General features: G+C 56.4%; 22 protein-coding genes and 2 pseudogenes. 8 read left to right on the top strand and 16 right to left on the bottom strand.

The features are described 5' to 3' along the window. Positions 1–8: 8 nt before the first annotated feature. Entirely contained in the window at positions 9–416 is a 408-nt protein-coding gene (locus tag AB4O05_RS23325; protein ID WP_460135086.1) for a hypothetical protein, read from the bottom strand. 201 nt (positions 417–617) lie between these two features. On the opposite strand from AB4O05_RS23325, the gene AB4O05_RS23320 reads away from it, so the two are divergent. Continuing rightward, positions 618–1526, top strand: coding sequence for an MBL fold metallo-hydrolase (locus AB4O05_RS23320; protein ID WP_460135087.1), 909 nt, complete (start codon positions 618–620; stop codon positions 1524–1526). On the opposite strand, the gene AB4O05_RS23315 is transcribed toward AB4O05_RS23320, so the two are convergent. From AB4O05_RS23315 to AB4O05_RS23270, 10 genes and pseudogenes are all read right to left on the bottom strand, one after another. Next, entirely contained in the window at positions 1520–2416 is an 897-nt protein-coding gene (locus AB4O05_RS23315) for a LysR substrate-binding domain-containing protein (RefSeq protein WP_460135089.1), read from the bottom strand. The genes AB4O05_RS23320 and AB4O05_RS23315 overlap by 7 nt on opposite strands. Positions 2417–2567: 151 nt before the next feature. Then, positions 2568–2936, bottom strand: coding sequence for a cupin domain-containing protein (locus tag AB4O05_RS23310; protein WP_460135090.1), 369 nt, complete (start codon positions 2934–2936; stop codon positions 2568–2570). Positions 2937–3044: 108 nt separating this feature from the next. Further along, complete coding sequence (locus AB4O05_RS23305) at positions 3045–3377, bottom strand: hypothetical protein (RefSeq protein ID WP_460135091.1); 333 nt, start codon at positions 3375–3377, stop codon at positions 3045–3047. Between the two features lie 172 nt (positions 3378–3549). Then, a complete protein-coding gene (locus AB4O05_RS23300; protein ID WP_460135093.1) occupies positions 3550–4230 on the bottom strand; it encodes a DUF4276 family protein in 681 nt (226 codons plus the stop codon). Next, positions 4227–5432, bottom strand: a complete 1206-nt coding sequence (locus AB4O05_RS23295) for an AAA family ATPase (protein WP_460135094.1) — start codon at positions 5430–5432, stop codon at positions 4227–4229. The genes AB4O05_RS23300 and AB4O05_RS23295 overlap by 4 nt, the downstream gene beginning before the upstream one ends. Before the next feature lie 210 nt (positions 5433–5642). After that, a pseudogene (locus tag AB4O05_RS23290) lies at positions 5643–6261 on the bottom strand (tyrosine-type recombinase/integrase). Positions 6262–6332: 71 nt separating this feature from the next. Beyond that, positions 6333–6686: a hypothetical protein gene (locus tag AB4O05_RS23285; RefSeq protein ID WP_460135095.1), complete on the bottom strand. Its 354-nt coding sequence runs from the start codon at positions 6684–6686 to the stop codon at positions 6333–6335. A 400-nt stretch (positions 6687–7086) separates the two neighbouring features. Continuing rightward, positions 7087–8523, bottom strand: a complete 1437-nt coding sequence (locus AB4O05_RS23280) for an IS1182 family transposase (protein WP_460135096.1) — start codon at positions 8521–8523, stop codon at positions 7087–7089. A gap of 101 nt (positions 8524–8624) precedes the next feature. After that, complete coding sequence (locus AB4O05_RS23275; protein WP_460137505.1) at positions 8625–9185, bottom strand: ATP phosphoribosyltransferase regulatory subunit; 561 nt, start codon at positions 9183–9185, stop codon at positions 8625–8627. 1350 nt (positions 9186–10535) lie between these two features. Then, complete coding sequence (locus tag AB4O05_RS23270) at positions 10536–11429, bottom strand: LysR substrate-binding domain-containing protein (protein WP_460135097.1); 894 nt, start codon at positions 11427–11429, stop codon at positions 10536–10538. Positions 11430–11571: 142 nt separating this feature from the next. Here AB4O05_RS23270 and budC point away from each other — a divergent pair, with 142 nt between their 5' ends. Together budC and AB4O05_RS23260 are read left to right on the top strand one after the other, a co-directional pair. Next, entirely contained in the window at positions 11572–12345 is a 774-nt protein-coding gene (gene budC / locus AB4O05_RS23265; protein WP_460135099.1) for a meso-2,3-butanediol dehydrogenase, read from the top strand. A 25-nt stretch (positions 12346–12370) separates the two neighbouring features. Further along, a complete protein-coding gene (locus AB4O05_RS23260) occupies positions 12371–13144 on the top strand; it encodes an SDR family oxidoreductase (protein ID WP_460135100.1) in 774 nt (257 codons plus the stop codon). A 176-nt stretch (positions 13145–13320) separates the two neighbouring features. On the opposite strand, the pseudogene AB4O05_RS23255 reads toward AB4O05_RS23260, so the two are convergent. Together AB4O05_RS23255 and AB4O05_RS23250 are read right to left on the bottom strand one after the other, a co-directional pair. Further along, positions 13321–13581, bottom strand: a pseudogene (locus tag AB4O05_RS23255) (IS5/IS1182 family transposase); the annotation flags it as partial. A gap of 310 nt (positions 13582–13891) precedes the next feature. Next, on the bottom strand, positions 13892–14803 hold the full coding sequence (locus AB4O05_RS23250) for a LysR substrate-binding domain-containing protein (RefSeq protein WP_460135101.1): 912 nt from the start codon (positions 14801–14803) through the stop codon (positions 13892–13894). 108 nt (positions 14804–14911) lie between these two features. On the opposite strand from AB4O05_RS23250, the gene AB4O05_RS23245 reads away from it, so the two are divergent. Further along, positions 14912–15991, top strand: a complete 1080-nt coding sequence (locus tag AB4O05_RS23245) for a tartrate dehydrogenase (RefSeq protein WP_460135103.1) — start codon at positions 14912–14914, stop codon at positions 15989–15991. 60 nt (positions 15992–16051) lie between these two features. Here AB4O05_RS23245 and AB4O05_RS23240 read toward each other — a convergent pair whose 3' ends face one another. Then, positions 16052–17005: a LysR substrate-binding domain-containing protein gene (locus tag AB4O05_RS23240; RefSeq protein WP_460135104.1), complete on the bottom strand. Its 954-nt coding sequence runs from the start codon at positions 17003–17005 to the stop codon at positions 16052–16054. A gap of 127 nt (positions 17006–17132) precedes the next feature. Here AB4O05_RS23240 and AB4O05_RS23235 point away from each other — a divergent pair, with 127 nt between their 5' ends. The 4 genes from AB4O05_RS23235 to hpaI all read left to right on the top strand — a co-directional run bounded on the left by AB4O05_RS23235 (position 17133) and on the right by hpaI (position 22488). Further along, positions 17133–18515 carry an MFS transporter gene (locus tag AB4O05_RS23235; RefSeq protein WP_460135105.1) on the top strand — a complete coding sequence of 461 codons (1383 nt, stop codon included), beginning with the start codon at positions 17133–17135 and terminating at the stop codon, positions 18513–18515. 78 nt (positions 18516–18593) lie between these two features. Continuing rightward, positions 18594–20135, top strand: a complete 1542-nt coding sequence (locus tag AB4O05_RS23230; protein WP_460135106.1) for a UxaA family hydrolase — start codon at positions 18594–18596, stop codon at positions 20133–20135. Positions 20136–20171: 36 nt separating this feature from the next. After that, positions 20172–21653 (top strand): NAD-dependent succinate-semialdehyde dehydrogenase, encoded by a 1482-nt coding sequence (locus AB4O05_RS23225; RefSeq protein ID WP_460135107.1) that lies wholly within the window; start codon positions 20172–20174, stop codon positions 21651–21653. A gap of 34 nt (positions 21654–21687) precedes the next feature. After that, entirely contained in the window at positions 21688–22488 is an 801-nt protein-coding gene (gene hpaI, locus AB4O05_RS23220; RefSeq protein WP_460135108.1) for a 4-hydroxy-2-oxoheptanedioate aldolase, read from the top strand. A gap of 141 nt (positions 22489–22629) precedes the next feature. Here hpaI and AB4O05_RS23215 read toward each other — a convergent pair whose 3' ends face one another. Together AB4O05_RS23215 and AB4O05_RS23210 are read right to left on the bottom strand one after the other, a co-directional pair. Next, positions 22630–23103: a hypothetical protein gene (locus tag AB4O05_RS23215; RefSeq protein ID WP_460135109.1), complete on the bottom strand. Its 474-nt coding sequence runs from the start codon at positions 23101–23103 to the stop codon at positions 22630–22632. Positions 23104–23230: 127 nt separating this feature from the next. Further along, the gene (locus tag AB4O05_RS23210) at positions 23231–24001 is read right to left on the bottom strand and encodes a methyl-accepting chemotaxis protein (protein ID WP_460164925.1); all 771 of its coding nucleotides are present in this window, start codon (positions 23999–24001) and stop codon (positions 23231–23233) included. Positions 24002–24017: the final 16 nt, after the last annotated feature.

Here is a 24017-nt window from a genome sequence, read left to right as displayed (position 1 = left end):
TACGTGGTCTAGGTGTCGCCATCCTCCAGATAAAGGTCGCTTCGATACCGCTGTACCGCGCCTTTGAGTTTGATGTGCAGGCCGTTGGCGACGCGTTGGATGACCACGTCTTTCAAGTCGGTGTCCGACACCAGAAACGGCGGCGTCTTGCCTAGGTACACCTTCATGGTTGCGTCAGTCGATTCACGGTGATCCATATAGAACTTCAGCGTCTTGGGCTCCGAACGGTCCCTGGCTTCCTCGACGATATAAAGCCACTCCCCTGGGATGAAGTTTTGCTTCAGGACTATTTGGGGAGGAAGCTCCGGCTTGTGCAGGTAGCCATAAATAAGCGCCCCCGCGAAGCAGAGCAGCAAGGCTATTGCGAAGTACTTTTTAAGCCTGGGCTTCAGGGCTTGCCATTCGGTTTTATTCATAGGCTTCAATTTTGGGCGTCAAGGATTTTCTTGGTAAGCGCACCGCTATCCGGCCGATCACCGGCAGCGCCTCACGCTTCAGTTGAGCTGAAGTATCGCACTTTAAAAATCTTCCATTGATGTGTGAACCGACAATCAGTGAGATAGGCGCGGCAGACAGCAGCCCGCCCTTCGCTGACAATTAAAAAAGGCTCGCACACCATGCGCACACTCGTAAAATTTCTGACCCTGGTTTCTTCAGCGTTCCTCTTCGCGTCATTTAACCTTCAGGCACAGACGGCTGCTACGGCGCAGAGTCCGGCTTTTGTGGTGCATAAGTTGACGGACTTCCTCTACGCCATTGGCGAGCCCAACTATTACCAGAAAAATTTCTCGTATTTATTGGTTGGGAAAAATCAGGCCTTGATGTTTGACTCAGGCGCGAATCAAAAAGAAGACATCACTTCGGTCGTGCGCAAGATCACCAACAAGCCCCTCTCGATGCTGCCTTCGCATCTGCATTTTGATCACCTGGGTGGCCTGCACAATTTTGAAAGTATCTACCTGGTGGATACGCCGTTCACACGCCAGTTCAAAGGTGAGGATGGCCTCTTTCGCGTGCCTGAGCCGGTTTATCTGGGCAACTTCGATCACATGACCTTGCCACCCTTTAAGGTCGCGCGGCTGATAAAACCAGACGAAACGGTCGACCTTGGCGGTCTCAAGGTGCGGCTGATCAGCGTGCCCGGTCACACGCAGGACGAAGTTGCGCTGTTCGATGAAACGCACAATATTCTGCTGGCCGGAGACCACGTTTACCCGTCGTGGTTGCTGGCGGGAAATTTAAAGGACTATGTCGCTTCGCTTGACGCCACGCTGAAGTTAATCAATAAACAGACCGCCATTTACGGTGCTCACGCTGACGAGGATCCCTCCAAAGTGCCCGCGATGACCTACGCCGATGTGCAAGCCATTCGCGACAAGATGGCGTTGATCCTCGCCGGGCGGGCCAAAGGTGAAACCTTCAGTGATCCGGAATTGATCAAAAGCGCCGAGCTTTACAAGGTCGAGAAGGACATCAGTATTCTCACCAACATCCGCTTTACCGATGGTCGTGGCTATGGCTACTGATCGGGCTGTCGGGCCGTAGCCAGTAACCAGTCGATGAATGCCCGGATTTCCGGGCGTTCACGCGCTGTTTCGGGGCAGGCAACATAGTAATTGTGCAGCGCGGGCACGGTGCCTGACAGCGGACGCACTAATCGTCCTTCGTCGAGATCGCGGGCGGAAACCAGCTCGTCACTCAGCGCCACGCCGAAACCATCCCGCGCGGCCTGCAATACCATGCCGAAATCTTCAAAGTAGATGTCTTCTTTAGCGATACGGCTGAAACCGGCGTCGGCCAGCCATTGCTGCCACTGGCTGCCAGTGTCTTCGTGAAGCAGGCGGTGTCGAGCCAGGTCCGACACTTCCCGAATGGCTTTCGGGCCGCGCAGGTATTGCGGGCTGCAGACGGGTGTCATGCGTATGCCATGCAGCAAACGCCACCAGACGCCTGACCATGGCGGCGAGCCGTAGACCACTGCGACATCAGCGCGACGCCAGTCTACCTGCGGCATACCGGGCGCAGTGATCACGCTTACCCGCACCGAGCTCGACGCTTCCATGAAGCGCAGCAGCGGCCTGGTCAACCACTCCACGCCCTCGGCAGGTGGGATGGACAAGGTGATACTGACGGCCTCCTGTTCTGCAGCAGAATCACGCTGCATGGCAGCCACCGCGTTTTTGATTTCGCCGATCGCATTCGCAACGTGCTTTTGTAGCAGGCGACCGTTAGCAGTCAGCACAAGTTGCCGTCCGCGCTTCTCGAACAGTTCAATGCCGAGGCTGGCCTGCAACGCTTTGACTTGCTGACTCACCGCGCCGATGGTGACGTGCAGCTCAACTGCGGCGGCCGACAGACTGCCCAGGCGGGCAACGCTCTCGAACACTTTAAAGTTGTGCAGAGGGGGAAACGTCATCTCATCTCCGTAAAAAACGGCACTGCGGTCAGGCACAGGTAGGCAAGGGCGAGCGCAGGCAAATGAATGCGCAGCAGTACAGGTTGCCGCAACCCACTGTCAAGATGAGCCGCGTGGGCTTTCAAGCCGTGCCCTGACCTGACGGCAGTCTTCAAATCCACTGATCATTCAAGGCGGTTCGGTCCCCACCTGCATGGCCAGTGTTCAAGATGCCCCGTGGCTCGATCATCATCAGCTTGGCTTCGCCTTCGGCGGCCGTGCGGTGTTCAACGCCGCGAGGGACCACATACAGTTCGCCGGGCGCTACATAGACCGGGCCGGCGGGAAGGTCGATACGTAGCGTGCCTTCCAGCACCAGGAATGCCTCGTCGGTTTCGGGGTGGGAGTGCCAGATGAATTCGCCTTCGATGCGTACCACCTTGAATGGGTAGTCGTTCATTTCGGCGACCACGCGTGGGCTCCATGGTTGGTCGATAAGGGAGGCTTTTTGAGTGAGGTTTATGGGGGAACGCTGGACCATGACGGATGCTCGGGTGTGGGAGAGTGGTCAGGTAAGTGGCGGACGGGGCGGGAGGGCTTGTACGATCTTGCAGGACGGCGGTGGACGAAGAAAAGAACCATCAGGGCTTTAGGGCATGTAAGCCTGCCGCAATTTGCCGGCGAGCCAAGAGAACGTCATCGCCGGAATTGAGAGAACCGCCGCATACAGGATACCCACACCTAGCAACGGGGAAACACCAGAAACAACCAGAACCACTGGTATCTGAGCAAGCATCACGACGGCGCCTGCGGACCACTGGGCGCGTTTTAGCACGGCTCCAAGAGTCGCTGACAAAGCAAGCGCGGCGGGATAGATGAGGGTCCAATAATTAGGCAGGTCCCAAGGCTCTTTACTCCCCGTGACGGCTGAAACAACAGCCCAGAAAAATAGGGAAACAATGCAGGTAGCTGTGAATGTCATGATTTTCCTATTTCACTTTATCGAAAGGCCATTGGACGTAATCGAAACCACACCTTTTTCCTCCAAGGGTTTCCAGCATTCGGCGGTGGCGCCCATGCTCTGCACCCGCCGGGCTTCGTCCGTGCGCTCGTTTATATACGGCGCGGTGGGCAGCGGGTGTTGGTCGGATTGGTCATAGTTGAGTGATTGTCTGCAACGCTTCCATCTGCCTCATCCAGGCATCGAAACGCGTGCATTGTTGCCGAATGATCGGCAGGCCGATTTCAATCGCGGCAAGTGAGCCGTGCAGCGGTTTGTCGTAGCCAGCGTAAAGCTTCTGCAGTCTTTTACTCGGCGCGGTCATCGGGCTGTTGTTAATGGCTTCCGGCGTTTCAAACTCATTTCGTATGTGCAAAAAGCGCTCTTCAAGGGCCGGCTGGTTGATCCCGACAGCTAACCCTGTGGGACAACTGAATAGCAGCCCCTCGAATTCGTACATTTGCACATAGGGAATGAATCGGCGCATGGCTTCATCACCTAAGTTCTTTGTCAGTCTTTCCACCATCGCTTCAAGCAGGCAATCAGCTTTTTCATCCATGGTGTTCCTGTCACCGGCGTTCGCCTTGCCAGGGAATTCCTCGGGTAGGCCATAAAAGTCAAAGAACGTGGTGCAATATGCCTGACGGTCACCTAACAGGCGCTTTTCAACATCACTGAGCAGGCGCTCGAAACGAAAGTTGCCACCCTTGTGGCCGGGCTTCCCGATCAGCGCGGGCATCAGATAAATATCCAAGTGCTGGAAGGCTTGCGCCAGCACCTCGTTGATGAACATCTCTTCTGTCTGGCCCTCGCAGATCACGTGGACTCGAATCATTTACGCGGCCTCCCGCCCAGGATGTTTTTCTCCCACAGCTCGCCTACCGAATAATCGCCCAGCCATGTTTCGAAGGCTTTTTCGTCGAGACGCTTGAAGACGGTTGCGCCTTTCTCCCGCTCGACGATGATCAGGTCGTCGATTGAGAACTCGTTTACCAAAGGAACTGACTGCGTTGAGACAATCACCTGCATTCGGGTGGAGGCTGATCGCAGCAGTGAACCCAGGAGCGTGATGGCGTAGGGATGCAGGCCGAGTTCCGGTTCATCAATGATGATGGTCGATGGCGGGTCGGGCTGGAGCAGGGCGGTTACCAGACAGATGAAACGAATCGAACCGTCCGAGAGCTGGCTCGGCCAGAAGGTGTAGTCGCTGTCCTTCTGCCGCCATTGCAGGTTGATCAGTTCTTCCTGGCTGTCCAGTCGCACAGGCTTGAGCACAAAGTCGTCGAAAAACGGAATCGCCAGTTGGATCGTTTTGCGGATCTGGTCATAGACCTCGGGCGTTTCGGTGGCTAAACGGTGCAGATAGGCCGCCAGGTTCGACGCGTCTGGACGCAGATAGTCGTCGATATGGGCCGGTCCGTAGCGTTTGACGCTCGCGGTTTCGCTGGTGTCATGGAAGTGAAACACCTTCCAGCTGGAAATTGATTCGTAGCAGTACGCCACAACGTTATTTTTGTAGGGAGCTTGGAACTGTTTGATGTCGTAAGCTCTTTTGAGCTTGGTCTCCTGATGCCCTGAGCCCAGCGGAATCCATTCGGACCCATACATGGGACCGTCAAAAAAGAGCCGTTCGTTGGAAAAAACAAAGTCACCTTCCACGGTCGGTTCCAACTCGAACTCATAGCCGTTCAAGCCAAAATGGACATAGGAACTGATCTTCTGTGTTTCCTTGATGCCGAAGCTGACAATGCGGTCCGCCGAGCCTTGTTGGGTCGTCCACTTTTTAAGGCGCAGCTCCATCATTTCGCTGAGCATGCGAAAGTAGGAAACGAAACTGCTCTTGCCCGCACCGTTGGCACCCAGCAGCACGTTCAGGCTGCCCAGGTGCAAGTCTTCAAGATTCTTGATGGACTTGAAGCCTTTGATGGTGAGCCGGCTGATCGGATTCTTTGTGCTCATTGCTGCTTGATTCCTTTCGCGGCGCTGCTTGCTGAGAGCAAAGCCGCTGTCGTTGGTAGCTGTGGCGGATTTTGCCATTGATTTTGAACGCTGGCTCCCGCTTGATGGGGCCATCCTAACGTTAATTTTTACTAGCTAATACCGGTGCTTTGGCTGGTGGTCATCGTTTAGGTCGCAGCGTGGGAGGGATCGGGACAAAGCTGCGTACCTGTTCAGGTTGCTTCCGTTAGTCAAGGGCGGCTATCGGCCGGTTAGCGACGGTCTGACTTCGACCGTCGCTATGCATGGTCAAACCTCAGTCTGTTCCGCCATCTCCAGGGCGTCATCGACCTCAATCCCCAGGTATCGAACAGTGCTCTCCAGCTTCGTATGGCCGAGCAGCAACTGAACCGCCCGCAGGTTCTTCGTCCTGCGATAGATCAGTGATGCCTTCGTACGTCTCATTGTGTGTGCCATACATGGCTGGATCAAGGTCCACGGCTTTCACCCAGCCTTTGACGATACGAGCGTATTGACGAGTAGATAGATGGTCTGAAGTATGCAGCCGGCTAGGAAAAAGGTAGTCCTCGCTGCGTAGCTGGGCCCGATGTATCCAGGCCCCGAGAGCAGATCGTGTTTGCTCAGTGATCTCAAACTGCACAGGCCGCTGCGTTTTCTGCTGCATAACCATGGCTCGTGGTGATAAGTGCTCGCCATGAGCAACATCGCGAACGCGGAGCTTGGTTAAGTCGCAGGCTCGAAGCTTGCTGTCGATGGCCAGATCGAAGAGAGCCAGATCTCGGGTTCTTTCCGCAATTTGAAGCCTTACTCGGATGGCCCAGATATCTCTCAGTCGGAGTGGGGTTTTCTGCCCGACCAGTTTTCCTTTGTTCCAGGGCTGACGTCTGCAGGTAGCGATGATGTTCATGACAAGTCCTCCACGTGTGGAAGGACAAGGATGGCTAATCGGAGCAACGGTCGCTAACCGGCCAAATGCGGTCAATCGACAGACCAGAACAACTCCAGCCTTGAATAGTCATTTCGTGATCTGCTTGCCATCTCGAATGTAGCAGTCATGTCGTAGTCACCGGCCTCCACAACAAGCTCAACCAAGTCGTGCTGTAGGTCTTCCTTCAAATAATCGATCAAATTACAGGCGGCTAGGACAGTGCAGTCTGTCGGTGCGTCCTTAGTGTAACCTCCAAGAGCACGCTGAAAAAAACTAGCCAAGTCGTTCGCTGCCTGTTCAGTTATTTCGGAATACTTATTCAGACCAACGTTATACAAAGCATTCCGCATGTCCCCCTTCAGGCAGCAATGCGCTCGCTTGTAGGCATATTGGTAGCTGAACAACAAACCTCCTTCAGGATAAACGAGGTGAGATGAGTCCGCCGACTCCTCAAGGAAGGCTACCGTCCGATGTGAGAGCATTTTTTCTACCTTGAAACTTTGACTGTCCGGATTGCTGAGTGCACATAAGCACGGCTTGAGGAGCAGGATACACTGCCGGCCAGAATGGACGGTGGCGAGAGGCAGCAAGTGGCCGATTTCCGCCTGTCGTAGCGGGCAGCAATCGACCCAGGCTGTGTGAAAACGCGCTAAACGCGTCGAAAACAGTGAGTCGCGAGGGTTGCCTGTGGAATCAGTGGGCGGAAGTGCGAATTACCTTAGTCAGCTACATAGACGTTCGTAATGCCGTTTGGGGCGCGTCAGCGGCCCAAACGGCTACTCACGGGCGAGCAAGCGGCTGGATTCACGCCCTGATCGCCTCAAGCAGTCCTGCGACGCCGAAGATGCTCATCATTCGTTTGAGGTTGTATGCGAGCACGTGAAGGCTCATTTCGGTACTTACCCGCGGAAGTGTTTTGGTCAGGAAGTGGGTGGCTCCCATCCAATATTTGAGCGTTCCAAAAGGATGCTCAACGGTCTGTCGACGAACCCTCATCATCGCTGGATCATGTTCTAGCCGAAGCTGCATCGCGTCGACTACAGCCTCATGTTCCCAGCGCTTCACCCGGCGCTCCTTACCCGTCGTACATTGCTTTTGCATTGAGCAGGACTGGCAGCCCGAGAAGTAGTAACAATGCAATAACATGCCGTCTTCCATCGACGAATGCCGCCTGGTTAGTAACTGCCCCGCAGGGCATCGATACTCGTCCGACGTAATAAGATAAATGAAATCCTGCTTGCCGAATCTGCCTTCGGCTTTGCTGCCAGATGTGAGGGGTTTCGGTACGTAGGTAGTGATGCCGGCTTGCTCGCAAGCAAGGATTTCCAGACCTTTGTAATAGCCTCGGTCGGCCACCACCGTTAGCGATTCAGCCTCGATTTCTTCACGCGCCTGGTTCGCCATATTGCTCAGTTGCCCACGATCATTACCCACGTTGGTCACCTCATGGGCAATGATCAGATGGTGTTTGTCGTCGACAGCTGTTTGTACGTTGTAGCCAACGGTTCCGGTGCCTCGGCCGCTCGTGGCCATTGAGCGTGCATCTGGGTCTGTGAGGGAGATCTGCTGGTCTGGACTTTCGTGGAGCTGCGCCTCGATTTCCTTGAGTTTCTGCATCTGCTTTTTCAGTGTTTCTATCTTTTCCTTAAGCCGCTCTGCTTTGGCCTCGGCCACTTCGGGCGTGGCCCGATCCGCCGAATCCATCGCCGCCAGATAGCGATCAATGCTCTGCTCAATCTGCTGCATGCGTGCCTTCACCTTGCCCTGAGTGAAGTTGCGGTCGCGATTATTGACGGCTTTGAATTTGCTGCCGTCGATAGCGATGATCGACTGAGAGAAGAGATTGAGGTTGCGGCAAAGAACTACGAACTGGCGGCATACGCTGCGAATGGCTTTGCCGTTGTCTTTGCGAAAGTCGGCAATGGTTTTGAAGTCCGGAGCCAAACGCCCCGTTAGCCACATCAACTCGACGTTGCGCTCGGCCTCACGCTCAAGTCGGCGGCTGGACTGAATCCGATTGAGATAGCCGTAGATATAGATCTTCAGCAACACCGCTGGGTGGTAGGCCGGACGACCCGTTGCGGCAGGATCGACGCCCCCAAAACCAAGTGCGCCCAGGTCGAGTTCATCGACGAAAACGTCGACCACTCGGACTGAATTTTCTTCGGCTACGTAATCGTCCAGACACTCCGGCAGCAAGGTGACTTGCGTCCGAGCCTCACCTTCAATAAATCGCTTCATGATCGCCCCCGCTACGATCTCGACGAAAGAAGTTTAGACAAGCCAAGACCATTTCACCCTGTCTGGTTTGAAAGCGCCTCCTGGTGGAGGCGCCTTAAAGATCAAAGACTCCGAGTCATTCCTGAGGCCAGCACCAACCGTTCAAGTCCGATGCCGAACCCAGCTCCTTCTCGATAGGCACCGCCGCCGACAACTTGTTGTTGTGCGCCCAATACGGGACAACGCACCTCGAAGCCATTCCCCTCAAGGTAATAACTTAGTCCACGCTTCACTGCGAGACTGAGTTCATATTCCAGTCCCAGCGAATCAAGAAAGCCAGTGCAAATTGTTTGGCTACGCGCCAAAGCCTGTGCTGGTGTGGGACTAAGAATTTCGAGTCCCAGTTGAGTGAATTCGCGATAACGACCGGCTTGGGGTCGTTCATACCGGTAACATCGCGCCACATAGAAAAACATCGCTTCTTCTCGTGACCCGAGAAGCACACCGTTGCGCTCCTGAAAGAGCGCGGTTGCTTCTGGGATGAGGCAACAAGGACGTCCGGCCTTGTCATTGAAGGCCCACATTTGTCCGATGATTTCACTCCCGCCGGTTTTCTCAATAAAAGTGTCCTGGCCCCATAGCGCAGGAACTATGGCCTCTTCAGCCCCGGCATTGATGAAGATAGCTCCGAAAACGGCCTTCTATCTCACGCATGATTGCAGCTTCTTTCCCAGTCACTATTCGAGTTCCACGAAGCATAGTCATTTTCATAATCTCCAAATTACAGGCAATAAAAAAGGCGCCATTGGCGCCTTGGTTTGGTTCACTGAGTGGTCAGAATCGATGTTTCGAACTCTGATTAATCGATGAGCGTACGCAACCGCGGCACCCTGAGCGAGGTCCGTGATGATGATGGCGATTGCTTGGAATAAATTGAGTCATAGCGAATCCTTGCACAAAAGCGGGAGCGCCTACAAGCCACCGCATTTTTTGACAAACCGGCGACGCGTCCCACCGAACCCGTTTTCACACAGCCTGGACCCTAAGCAGACGGTACCCACTTAGTGTCAGCTAAGCTGAAAATTTGCCGCTCAGAAGAACTGCCAAGCTCTCCGAAGATAAGCTCCACTTTAGTTGTTGGCTTTTGTAGAAAATCCAGGTTTTGGATATGCGGAAGGATGACGGCCAATAGCTGTTTTGCATCCAAGCCTCGAAATATAGCCTCACAGTCGCCGCCATCGATTGCCATGTCATCGCTATCGAATTGACCTACGCCACTCCGAGCAAGCTGTGGCTTGAGTTCTTCAATAACGTTGCACCACGGGACAATGTCCTAGATGGAATGAGTGAAATGAAGGATCAGATGTTGCATCGGTTATTCCTGAAGTTCTGATGGTGATAGGAGCGCTGGCTATTTTCTTTCCTTTAACGTTTCGCCGGTGGAAACTCCTATTTCGAGGATTTTCATCCTTCATAGCGAGGCTTGCTTAAGCCTAGCTTGATTCCTCAATCACGGGCTGGCTGCTTTCGAACTGAAGACGCCCATGCGACTCACATCATGCAGCTAAGCAACGGCTGACTCCGGCAGCTATTGGCCGATTGTGTTGAAAAAGTCGGTTTTCCCAAAACACTCGAATATTGATGGATGAAAACACCTCTGTTGCGCGCTGCTACGTGAAATCCGAGTACTGAACCTTCTGCCAAAAATTCAGATTTCAATCTCAGGCGCGTACTTTTCTGGCGTGGAATTCGAAGCCGACTTTTTCAACAGAATCGGCCGATTTCTGCCGTTCGTGACGGGCAGCAATCGGCCGAGGCTGTGTAAAAACGCGTTCGAGCACAACGGGTATTCGAAACCGGACTGGAAATCGTGCATCTGCGCGAAATCCACATCTGCTGGCGTACCGATAAATGTCAGATTTAACGTAGACGCGCGCACTTCGATTTTGACGAAGCATTTTTACACTGGGCCAGAAGCTGTCGCTCAATATCTAAGAAATCCGGGGCAATTCAATCTGCGCCGGCTCCTTCGATCAGTCAGCGTTCTGGCCCAGGGCAGCAGCAAAATAGTCGGTCACTCGCCGCACACGGGATGAGACCAGGCGGCGGTTTGGCCAGATCAGGCTGATGTCCACTATCTCTGTTAAGAATTCATCGAGCACGGTCACAACATCCGGATGACTTAGCTCATGTGCAAGCGATAATTGAGTGAACAGGCCTATGCCAACTCCGGCAAGTACACCGGCCCGTATGACTTCCACACTGTTAGAGCTGATATTGCCAGAAACCCTCACGCTATATTTACCTTGAGGGCCTACAAAGGACCAGTCTGGTCCGTTGCTGCCTCCGTTATAAACTAGGCAGTTATGATGGATCAGATCAGCTGGAGAGGCTGGTGTACCGTGCTTTTCGAAGTAACGCCGCGCCCCGACACAGATTAGCTTCGACGTCGCTACAGGCCACGCTACGGAGTCAAGCTCATTGACAGCGCCCACGCGCACAGCCAAATCGATACGGTCATCCACCATATCGCGCACTGAGTCCGATAGCACAAGATCGACCTCCAAACCCGGATGCAAAGCCAGCAGCCCAGGCAGTAGGGGCAGGATGTGCAGTCGGCCGAAGGTCGCGGCCACAGCAATTCGGATTTGACCTGCAACTTGCAAAGTTCTGTTACTCAGCTCAGTGTCAGCAACGTCAATTTCTTCCAGTAGCGGCTTGGTGCGCAGGTAGTAGCTGCGGCCGTCATCTGTCAGTGTGACACTGCGGGTGCTGCGTTTGAAAAGCATTACTCCCAGGCGTTTTTCAAGCGCACCAACAGATTTGCTGATCGCCGACTGAGAGCTTCCGGTCTGGCGTGCGGCGGCCGAAAAACCGCCAGCTTCAACCACAGCGATAAAAGCGCTCAATTCTTGAAAGCGGTCCATAAGCATCCTCTGATGCACATTAATTTATTCCAAATAAGAATAGGGGCAATCAATATTTAGCCAATTATCGCGTGCACTCAACTTAATTACGATGTTCCTCATTCGGCGGGCAAATCGTACGCCGACTTTGATGGAGAACATGATGAGACGATTTGAAGGCAAGGTAGTGATTGTCACCGGTGCAGGTACCGGGATTGGTGCCGGTACCGCTCGCCGTTTCCTCCGTGAGGGCGCACTAGTGGCGTTGAATGGCCGACGTGAGCAAAAGTTACACGAGACCTTGGAAGACATCGATCCGGTCCAAGCCCTCATTCACGTGGGCGATGTATCCGATGAGGCTTACGTAGCGCGGTTAGTCGCGGATACGGTCGCTCGGTTCGGTCGCCTGGACGTACTGGTCAACAATGTAGGTATGGGCGTCTTCGGACCATTCGAGCAGACCACTACTGACGACTGGCGCATCGTGATGAGTGCAAATCTTGACAGCGTTTTTTACGGCGCACGTGCGGCCTTACCGCATCTGACCAACAGCAGTGGCGCAATGATCAACCTGTCTTCCGCCTCGGGCATCGGCGGCGATTGGGGACTCAGCTCATATAATGCCGCCAAGGGCGCGGTCACCAATTACACGCGTGCGTTGGCACTGGAGTTTGGCGGGCGTGGAGTGCGCGTCAATGCTGTGGCACCTAGTTTTACGCTCACCGATGCGACTGTTGAGTTGAGTAAAAATCCAGCGATGATGACGGCCTTGCGTGACCGCATGCCGATCGGTCGTGCCGCTACCCCTGACGATATTGCGGGTGTGATTGCCTTCCTGGCTAGCGATGATGCGCGGTTTGTGAACGGAGCAATCGTACCGGTTGACGGTGGTCTGAGCGCCTCTAACGGCCAGCCTAACTTCCTTTCCCTTCTTTGATATCACTGACTGAGTGCATAAAATCATGAGTGAAAAAATCAACGAACGTGAACAAGCGACCTCGTCGACATTGAACCTGGCGGGGAAAAAAGTGCTGGTGGTCGGCGGCAAAACCGGCATTGGCCTGGGGATTGCGCGCGCTGCGTATGCTGCTGGGGCATCGGTGATCGTCGCCAGCCGGCGAGTTTCGCCGATTTGCGAGCAGTCGGAACTGGCCGATTTCGAACAGATCTCGCTTGATATCACCGATGAAGCAGCAGTGCGAAAGGCCTTTGACAGCATCGGCGCTCTTGATCATCTGGTCGTCACTTCGGGCCCTGGCTTCGGCACTTGGGGAACATTCATGTCCGACGATATGAACGGTGTGCGCAGCTATATGGATGCTAAGTTCATGGGCAGTTGGGCGTGCGCGCGGTACGCCGCGCCGCATCTGAAAGCAGGCAGTTCGATTACTTTCCTAACCGGTGGCACGGCAGCGCGACCCAAGTTGGGCCTGACGGCTGTGGTTGCGGCGTTTGCCGCAGTCGAATCCCTGTCGGGTTCGCTCGCACTGGAAATGGCGCCTATCCGTGTCAACACGATTCGTCCTGGTTATATCGATACCGGACTGTGGAACGTGTTATCAGATGCAGACCGTGCTGCTTTGAAAGAACGCGTGCGTACCACCTTCCCGGCGCGCTACGCGGGCACCACTGACGATATCGGACACGCAGCGCTGTTCCTGATGACAAATCCATATGTATCCGGCACCGTACTTGAGGTCTCCGGCGGCGAAAATCTAGTGCCAAGCGTATTCTGACTCTCTTTTTTCACTAGCAGACGAGCTTTCAAGTCGGACCAGATTTTTCAGGTCAGATCAGCGTGGCAAAGTGAAGATGTGAGAAAAAATAGAAAACGAATGATGGCTTTAAAAATATATCGTCAAGCAGTAAATCTGCTTGACGATTTTTTCGATGAGGGAATTTCACCGTGCGCCTTTTTTGAGGACACATAGCGCCAGATCAGCGCGTCTCCAGCCGGGCAAATGTATTCGTTTTTCACCGTGTCATAGATGAGGGCATCGTTATTGAAGCGCCCGTCAGCCTTGGCTCCTTAGGTCATCGGCTTGAGCACATAAGCAGTGATGCCTGCATTGTGACAAGCCAGGATTTTTTCGCTTTTGAAGTAACCTCGGTCAGCCACTACCGACAACGTTTCTGACGCCATCGCTTCGCGGGCCTGCCTGGCCATCGAGCTGTTTTCAACTCCTAGCCTGAAACATACTCCGTCGGTCCTGGAAGCTGTTTTTACACACTTTGGACCCGGAAACGGATATGCATCCAGGCTCATGGCAATCCTAAGCTTGCGTGGATCGTGCTGTTCTCTGAATAGAAGATGGTAATGCCACCCACATCATGGAGCTGGTCAACGTCTGATCAGGTAGCTTCGACCCAGAAGCGGACCATCGAGAAACTCTGCGTTGCCAGGTAAATTGGCCCCATTCCCTCGAGTTTTCCTGGATGTCCCGTCCCTTTTTTCCTTTGCGACACGCCGCCCCTGTCATCGCTCACTTGAGCGCCGCGAACGGCAAACGCTCCGCCAGCGCCTGTGCAAGGTAACGGGCGAAGACCGAGATGCGCCGGGGGATATGCCGCCGGTGCTGATACACCGCAAAAATGTCAGCCTTCGGTGCCTGGTGATCGGTCAGCACCGCCTGCAGGCGACCACTTTCAAGATGCTGCTGAACATTCCAGCGCGACCGCAGAATCAATCCATGCCCGTCCAGCGCCAGACTCAACGCGACCTCGCCGTCATTACTCGACAGCGTCCCGCTGACCTTGTGCGAGTAATCCTGGCCATCCTTGCTGAAGCGCCAGATCGCATAGTCGCTGCCGAACTGCCGTAGAACAATGCAGTTATGCTGCGCCAGATCCGCCACCCGCGTCAGTGCAGGCATGGCTTCAAGGTAGCCCGCAGAGGCGCAGAGAATGCGTGGATTCTCCAGCAGACGAATGCCGATCAAGCGTGAGTCCGGCGGCTCGCCCATGCACACGCCGATATCGAATTGATCGTCCAGCGTGCTCAGTGGCTGGCTGGTCAGCTCGAGCGAAATCTCAAGTTCCGGGTGCAGCCGGGCGAAGCTCGATACCACCGGTGCGAGGTGCTGCCGCCCGAAACCCAGCGTGCCATTGATCCGCAACCGGCCTTGCAAGGTCGGCTGACGGCTGCTGAGCGCGCTCTCCAGTTCTTCGAGCTGGCGCAGAATCGGGCGACTTCCCTCCAGGTACAGCACCCCTTCGGGGGTCAGCGACAATCGGCGTGTGGTGCGCTGTAACAACTGCACCCCGAGCCTGGCCTCCAGTTGGCTGAGGCGTTTGCTCACGGCAGGCAGCGAAAGCCCCAGATGGCGGGCCACTTCCGTAAGGCTGGCGCGCGTAGCCACCTGCTGAAAGAAACTCAGGTCATCGATCATGCTCATGGATTCTTTCCTAAAAACTAAGAATGGCTTTCCAGTAAGACTAATTATTAATCCAGAGACACTGCATACACTGAGATCCATGCCCCAATCAACCCAGGAGTCGAATCCATGAGCAGAACCCAGTACAAAATTGCAGTGATCCCCGGCGACGGTATTGGCAAGGAAGTGATGCCCGAAGGCGTGCGTGTACTCGACGCGGTGGCTGCCCGCTTCAATCTGGAGCTGCAGTGGGACTGGTTCGACTTCGCCAGCGCCGATTACTACCTGGCTCACGGCAAGATGATGCCGGACGACTGGTTCGACACCCTCAAGGGGTACGACGCGATCTACTTCGGTGCCGTGGGCTGGCCGGACGTGGTGCCCGACCACATTTCTCTGTGGGATTCGCTGCTGCAGTTCCGTCGGGAATTCGACCAGTACGTCAACCTGCGCCCCTGCCGCCTCATGCCCGGCGTGAAGGCCCCACTGGCGAACCGCAAGCCCGGCGACATTGATTTCTGGGTGGTACGCGAGAACACCGAAGGCGAGTACTCCAGTGTCGGTGGCAAGATGTTCCCCGGCACCGATCGCGAGATCGTGCTGCAGGAAACCGTGATGACTCGTGTGGGCGTCGACCGTATCCTCAAGTTCGCCTACGACCTGGCGCAAAGCCGTCCGAAGAAGCACCTGACCTCGGCCACCAAATCCAACGGCATCGCGATCACCATGCCGTACTGGGATGAGCGCGTCGTGGAAATGGGCAACAAGTATCCCGACGTCAATGTCGACAAGTACCACATCGATATTCTCACTGCGAACTTCGTCCTGCACCCGGACTGGTTTGACGTGGTGGTGGCAAGCAACCTGTTCGGCGACATTCTTTCCGACCTGGGCCCTGCGTGCACCGGCACGATCGGCATCGCCCCCTCGGCCAACATCAACCCGGAGCGCAACTTCCCGAGCCTGTTCGAACCGGTGCACGGTTCGGCGCCCGACATCGCCGGAAAAGGCATCGCCAACCCGATCGGGCAGATCTGGTGCGGTGCGATGATGCTCGAGCACCTGGGCCATCCCGAAGCCGGCGCCGCAGTGCTGACCGCGATCGAAACCGTGCTTGCGATGGGCCCGGAGAATGCACCCTTGACCGCTGACATCGGTGGCACCGGCAACACTGAATCGCTGGGCAAGGCCATCGCTGCTGCGGTCTGAAGCCGAGAACAGTGGGCAATCCAGATTCCCGTCTCCTCACTGCAACCGTCGCCTGTGCATTCACTCAGGCGCGGTCTCGCCTCTGATGTCCATCGCCTGTTCGCGCAGAGCATCGATGAGGGTGCTTGCAACGGGGGTTCGCAGCCCGTTACGTAGCAAAATGATGCCCACCGACGGTAATTCGATCGGCACCTCCAGCGGCAAGCTGTGGCCCAGGCCTACGGATTCGAGGTACTGCGCGACTTTAGTGGCGACGAAACAGACGCAGCTTCTTTTCCTCATGAACGTCATCATCACCAAAAAGGACGAGGTTTCGATGATGTCAGCGGGTGGTTGCAGTGTGTGTTTGTAGAACATCTGGTTCAACTTGACCCGCGAGGATGCCCACGCCGGGGGAACGACCCAGGGCAGCGTCGCCAGATGGTGCCAAGTGGGTCGGGCGACTGTCGCAAGTGGATGATCGGCGGCGACGACGACTCGCATCGAGTCGTTGTATAACGCCTGCGTTTCAAGGTCTGGAGAGCTGTAGCCCGGCTCCAGCCGACCCACGATGAAATCGAGCTCGCCTGTACGCAGCCTCGGCAACAGGCGCGTGAGATCACCTTCCTCGATCGACACCGTCGTGTGTGGCGAGCTGAGCTTGAGGCGGCTGACGGCGCCTACCAGCAATCCAGGCGTGGCGACGACCATTGCGCCGACACGGATGCGGCCGGCTCCGCCACTGGCGACTGACGCGATGTCGTCACAGGTGCGGTCAAAATCTACCAGCACCGAACGCGCAAATCGGACAACTTGCTCGCCATAGGCAGTAGGCCGGGTACCTCGCGTTGAGCGGATGAATAACTCAAGCCCGAACATCTTTTCGATTTCCGCCAGCGACTTGCTGACTGCCGGCTGGGTCAGCGACAAAAATTCCGCTGACCGCCCTAGGTGACGGAATTCATCCAGCGCAACCACGAGCTGCAGATGCTTGAGTTTGAGGTTGGAGCGCAAAACTCTATCGATGTCGCTCACCAGCTTTATCCCCGGCAGAAGACGCTTAGATGTCAAAACGGTTATGAAGTATGTCCGCTTATTCATTATTCAGCAATGTAGCGGCGAGGCAGTATCGAAGAACAAAAACAATGATCGGAGATAAGCAATGCGCACTCCAATGACCACAAAACCGTTAAATGACGCCGTGGTGAATCAAGGCAGGAAATCCAACGCTCGTTGGGTTGTGGCAGGTCTGATGTGGTTTGCCATCGCCATCAACTATATCGATCGCACCGTTCTCTCCGTCGCAGCACCCGAGCTCATCAAGGAGTTCAGCCTGACCCCCGAGATGATGGGGATCGTCTTGTCCGCGTTTTTCTGGTCCTACGCGCTGCTGCAAATCCCTGCTGGCTGGGTGGCAGACAAATTCGGGCAGAAAATGGGGCTCGGGATAGCCGTAGGCTCATGGTCGCTCGCGACGGCGGCGACAGGACTTGCGACAGGCTTTGCATCCTTGGTTGGCCTGCGAGTGGCACTCGGCGTGGGGGAAGCCGGCGCTTATCCGGCCAATGCCGGGATCGCGTCCAAATGGTTCCCGGACAAGGAACGGGCAACTATTTCCGGGCTTTTTGACAGTGCCTCCAAATTCGGCGGTGCCGTGGCGATGCCGCTCATCGTGACCTTGATGATGACGTTCGACTGGCGCATGACGTTTGTGATCGTGGGCCTGACCGGCCTGGTCTGGAGCCTGATCTGGTGGTGGTATTTCTCGGACACGCCAGAGAAACACAGAAGCGCCAACGCCGCCGAGGTGGAATACATCCGGGGCGGTCAGACCCAGCAGCACGGTGTCGATACCACGATTGCGATGAAATGGTACGAACTGCTCAAGCACCGCAATATCTGGGCGATGTGCCTGGGCTTCTTCACCATCAACTACATCTCGTACTTCTTCATCACCTGGCTGCCTACGTACCTTGTAAAAGAGCAGGGGATGGGCTTGCTCAAGATGGGCATGGTCGCTTCGCTTCCGCTGATTTGCGGCCTGTTCGCCGAGATCGCTGCCGGATGGCTTTCCGACAGGGTGGTCCACAGTGGACGCCTGTCGCTGACCGCGACACGCAAACTGTTTCTCATCGTGGGTCTTTCAATGGCGCTGTGTATCGGTCTGGCTCCGTTGACCTCCTCGGTCGGGCTCACTGTCCTCCTGCTGTGCATCGCAAAGGCCGGAACCACCGTGGCGGCTTCGCAAGTCTGGGCGCTGCCGGGTGACGTCGCGCCGAAGAACATGACGTCCACCGTCGCCGGATTGCAGAACATGGTGGCGAACTTCGGCGGCGTACTGGGGCCGGTGATTACCGGGTTCATCGTTGCCTCGACCGGGTCGTTCAAAATGGCTTTGGTCTTCTCGGCGGTGCTCGGAATGCTGGGCATCTTGAACTACGCCCTGCTGCTGAAGAAGGTCGAGCCCATCGTTGCGTCCATGCCGACCGAGCCTCAGCACGCACCTACCTCCTCGCGGGTGTTGAATGAACCCTATAGCCGCTGAAACCCGAAGCGCCGAGGCTGGGATGACACCTGTGTTGCAACTTCTCCGACGCCGTAATCTGGATGCCAGGACTGTTTTATGACGACTACCACGCCCCATGCCACTCACCGACTGATACGTCTGCATGCCAATGACAACGTGCTCGTCGCTCGTCAATTGATCGGCCTTGGGGACGAACTGCCTGAACTGGGCGTACGCATCCGGGCACAAGTGCCGGCCGGGCACAAGATCGCCGCGCAGGACATCCTGTCCGGTGAACCGGTGCGTAAGTACGACACGATCATCGGTGTCGCTTCGCGCAATATTCTCAAGGGCGAGCACGTTCATTCCCACAACATCGCACTCATCGATTTTAATCGCGACCCAGGCTTCTGTGAGGATGTGCGCCCGGTGGACTACGTCGCGCCCGATAAACGCGCGACCTTCATGGGTATCGTGCGAGCAGACGGCCGTGTTGCCACGCGCAACTTCATCGGGCTGCTGTCGTCGGTGAATTGCTCGTCGAGTGTGATCAAGAAGATCGCCGAACACTTCACGCCCGAGCGACTCGCCGCCTACCCGAATGTCGATGGCGTCGTCGCATTCGCTCAGACAAGCGGGTGCGGCATGTCGTCCCCCAGTCATCATTTCGATGTGCTGCAGCGCACCATCGCTGGGTACGCGCGCCATCCCAATTTGGCGGCTGTACTGATCGTCGGACTGGGTTGCGAGCGAAACCAGGTGGCCAGCCTCGTCGATTCTCAGCACCTGGTGCCCGATCGCAATCTGCGCACATTCGTGATGCAGGATACCGGCGGCACGCGTGCAACCATCGCTCAAGGTATTGCGGCGATCGAAGCGATGCTGCCTGAAGCCAACGCGGTCAAGCGTGTGCCGGTCAGTGCGGCGCACCTGAAGATCGGACTGGAATGCGGCGGTTCCGATGGCTTTTCAGGCATCACCGCCAACCCGGCATTGGGGGCGGCGATGGATATTCTCGTGCGTCATGGCGGCACCGCCATTCTGTCTGAGACACCCGAGATCCACGGTGTGGAGTTCATGCTGACGCGACGTGCGATCAGTGCCGAGGTGGGCCAGAAGCTACTGGATCGCCTGGCCTGGTGGGAAGAATACACGCGAGGTCAGAACGGGCAGTTCAATGGCGTTGTAGGCCCCGGTAATCAGGCCGGCGGTCTAGCCAATATCTTCGAAAAATCGCTGGGGTCCGCCATGAAAGGCGGCACGACACCATTGCAGGCGGTGTACGAGTACGCCGAGCCGATTGACACGGCCGGGTTCGTGTTCATGGATTCACCGGGCTACGACCCTGTCGCGGCGACCGGTCAAATCGCCAGTGGTGCAAACCTCATTTGCTTCACCACGGGCAGGGGCTCGATGTTCGGGAGCAAGCCGGCGCCAACGATCAAACTCGCCAGCAATACCCCGATGTTCACCCGCCTGGAAGAGGACATGGACATTAATTGCGGCCTCATTCTTGACGGCGAGTTGTCGGTTGAGCAGATGGGGGAACGCATCTTTGAGCACATTCTGAAGGCGGCTTCAGGCGCCTCGACCAAGAGCGAATTGTTGGGGCTTGGGGATCACGAGTTCGTGCCCTGGCACCTGGGCATCGTCAGCTGATCCCACCCGTTTGCACTCATTTTAAGGAACCTCGACATGAGCTTGAAACTGACCCGCACTGACCTGATTCGAACGCAGAATTTCATTGGCGGCCATTGGCGCACCCGAGATCCGGAGGCGCTGCTGGCGGTCACCAACCCGGCCGACGACAGCTATATCGCCCACGTGCCCGATAGCAACGCGATTGACGCCCGTGAAGCCGTCGATGCGGCTCATTCGGCGTTTGCCACTTGGCGAAGTACCCCTGCCAAGCAGCGCGCGCAATTGATCAAACGCTGGAACGATCTGATTCTGGAGCACCAGGAAGACCTGGGCCGACTCATCTCGCTGGAGCAGGGCAAACCGCTGGCAGAGGGGCGGGGCGAAGTGGTTTACGCCGCCAGCTATGTCGAGTGGTTTGCCGAGGAAGCGACGCGCTCGTATGGCGACGTGATCCCGGCGCCGGTTTCGGGTCGCCGCATGACGGCAATCAAGGAACCCGTTGGCGTGGTCGCAGCGATCACACCTTGGAATTTTCCGGCGGCGATGATTGCCCGCAAGATCGCGCCGGCACTGGCGGCCGGTTGCACCGTCGTCTGCAAGCCCGCCGAAGACACACCATTGACATCCCTTGCGCTTGTGCGCCTGGCAGAGGAAGCAGGCTTTCCGGCAGGCACACTGAACATCGTCACCGCTTCGCGCGAGCGTACACCCGAAGTGGTCAACGCTTGGCTGGCTGATTCACGGGTGCGCAAGATCACCTTTACCGGGTCGACGCCAGTGGGCAAACACCTGGCCCGAATGTCAGCCGACACCTTGAAAAAGTGTTCGCTCGAACTGGGCGGTAATGCCCCCTTCATTGTGTTTGACGATGCGGACCTCGACGCTGCCGTGGACGGCCTCATGGTCTCCAAGTTTCGTAATGGCGGTCAGACCTGCGTGTGTCCCAATCGGATCTATGTGCACAGCGCGGTGCACGATCAATTCGTGCAAAAGCTGGTGGCAAGAGTCAGCGCGCTGAAGGTTGGACCAGCCTCCCACGGCGATTCTCAGATTGGTCCGATGATCAACGCGCGCGCCATCGACAAGATCGCCCGCCACGTGGATGACGCGGTTTCAAAAGGCGCAGAAATCGCCACCGGCGGTCGACGTATCCGCGACGCTGTCGCAGACGGTCCGAACTACTACGCGCCGACCGTGTTGATCAATGCGACCTCGCACATGGAACTCTGCAACGAAGAGACATTCGGCCCCGTGGCCCCCATTTTCCGCTTCACGACCGAAGCGCAAGTGATCGAACTGGCCAACGACACGCCATTCGGGTTGGCGGCCTACTTCTACACCCAGGACGTCAAACGCGTCTGGCGCGTGGCTGAGGCGCTGGAGTCGGGCATCGTGGGCATCAACGAAGGTGCGCTCGCCGCAGAGGCCGCGCCGTTTGGGGGTGTCAAAGAGTCGGGGTATGGCCGGGAGGGTTCACGCTATGGCCTGGAGGACTACATGCACATCAAATACCTGTGTCAGGGCGGCCTGAACTAGTTCCGACAACGACAACAGAGGAGTACAGGCAATCATGGCAAATCCGTTCAAGACCGCGCTTTCGCGAGGCGATAAGGTCATTGGCCTCTGGCTTTCACTTGCCAATGCCTACAGCGCCGAAATTTGCGCCACGGCAGGCTTCCAGTGGTTGCTGATCGACGGTGAACACGCGCCAAACGATGTGCGCAGCACACTTGCGCAGTTGCAGGCCGTTGCGCCTTACCCGGCCCATCCCGTGGCTCGTACGGTCGATGGCAATCCGGCAATGATCAAACAGATGCTCGACATTGGCGTTCAAACGCTGCTGGTGCCCATGGTCGATACTGCCGAGCAAGCCATCGCTCTAGCGGCTGCAACCCAATACCCGCCGCAGGGGACAAGAGGCGTCGGTGCGGCAGCAGCGCGTGCTTCGCGTTGGGGAGGCCACACGGACTACCTGGAGACCGCCAATGACGATGTGTGCTTGTTGGTGCAGGCTGAATCCAGGGTTGCACTCCAGAACCTTGAAGCCATCTGCGCCGTCGACGGCGTGCATGGGGTTTTCATCGGGCCGGCTGATCTAGCTGCATCAATGGGGCATCGTGGGCATCCTGAGCACCCCGAAGTGCAGCAAGCGATAGAGAACGCCATACGCACCATCGTTGCCAGTGGCAAAGCCGCCGGCACGCTGACAGGCGACGCCAGACTCGCTCGGCACTATCTCGAACTGGGCGCCAGCTTTGTCGCAGTGGGGCTGGATCTGACCCTGCTGGCACGGGCGACCCGCGGGTTGGCAAACGACTTTGGTCTTGGCGCCTTGTCGGCATCCCCCGCGAGCGGTGCCTCACCTTACTGAACGACTCATGGGTAGCGATTCCATCAAGCCGCGGCAAGGATTGTTGACTGCCACGCCGCGCCTTGGAGGTAATACCGCCCGGCCCGTCGCAGTGCTTCGCCTTTCACGCAAGATGAATTGGTCGGCTGAAGGGAGAGCGCGTTAGCCCTCACAACTCTGCTTGTTGATTTCGAACCGTCCAACCTCTTTTACGTCTTTACTGCCGAAAATGTAAATGAGGGTACCACCCAGGGACAGTATCGATTGCTCGCTTCGCATTTGCGTGGCGCAAGCAGCCTGGGTGATGTTTGCTTTCATCAAGCCCAAGTCAACGGCGTCGGGATGGGTGGCGTAACGGGTCAACGTGTAATAGAACTTCAGCGCGTGGCTGTTCGCCGCTTCCGCACGAACGAAGGTTATATCTTCGTCGATTATTCGATTCCCTGGCGTCGTTCGCGCGGTCACGATGATGAGGTCGCTGAGGAACGTGGGTTTGCTGGGCTGGGGTGTTTCCTGGAAGGCCTGTATGACTAAAACCGCCACCAGGCTCAAAAACAGCAACCCCCACGCCGAATACACAAACGCCTTTTTGGTTTTTTCGCCTGGCATGGGTTTCATTCCTTTGAGGTTGTTCAAGGGGGCGCATTCTACGGTAGCCCCCCTGTATACGACAGCCTCTCGGATGTGCTTGTGTGAAGGTTCTGTGAGGACCACGGCATCGGGCCGACGTTGCGACAGGTTGTCAGGGCACGTCACATCGTGATTAAACGCGAAAAGAACCCACGAGCTGAGACAGGCCGGAGAACTGCAACTGCAATTTTTCGCAGGCCGCCAGCGTGGCATTCAGGCTGTCGACGGACTGCCCGTTGAGCGTATTGATTTCAACAATGTCGACGTTGAGCAACTCGATCACCGACGTCTGCTCCTCGGTCGCGGCCGCCACTGATTGGTTCACGCCATCGATCAGCGTGATTCCCTGGGTTACCGCATCAAAACGTTCACCGGCTTGCGTGGCGATCGCAATACTCTGTGCGCTGTACTGCTGGCTTTCATCCATGGTGGTTACGGATGAACGGGAGTCTGATTGAAGTTCTTCAATCATTTGCTGGATTTCCTCTGCCGAAGACTGTGTTCTGTGGGCAAGGCTTCGGACCTCGTCGGCGACCACGGCGAAGCCGCGGCCGGCTTCTCCCGCGCGGGCGGCTTCGATGGCCGCGTTCAAGGCCAGAAGATTGGTTTGCTGGGAAATACTTTTGATGACTTCGAGGATCCTGCCGATGTCGACGGTCCTGCCGTTCAGGATTTCGAGTCGGCCCGAAGAAGTGTGTATTTTCTCGGACAGCTCGTTGATCGCGGCAAGTGTCTTGGACAAGACGACCTGGCCTTCCATCGCCTGGGATTTTGCCGTCGACGCCTGTACCGAGGCGGAGGAGGCGTTCCTTGCGATTTCCTGGGCGGTAGCGCCCAGCTCATTGAGCGACGTGGCGATACTGTTGCTGCGCTGATTCTGTTCGTCGCAACTGCTCAGCGACATGATGGAGCTGTTGTGG

It is taken from the genome of Pseudomonas sp. S1_G07 (genome assembly GCF_054668565.1).
Note: the sequence above shows the minus strand (reverse complement) of the source record. Positions and strands in the feature narration are given on the sequence as shown.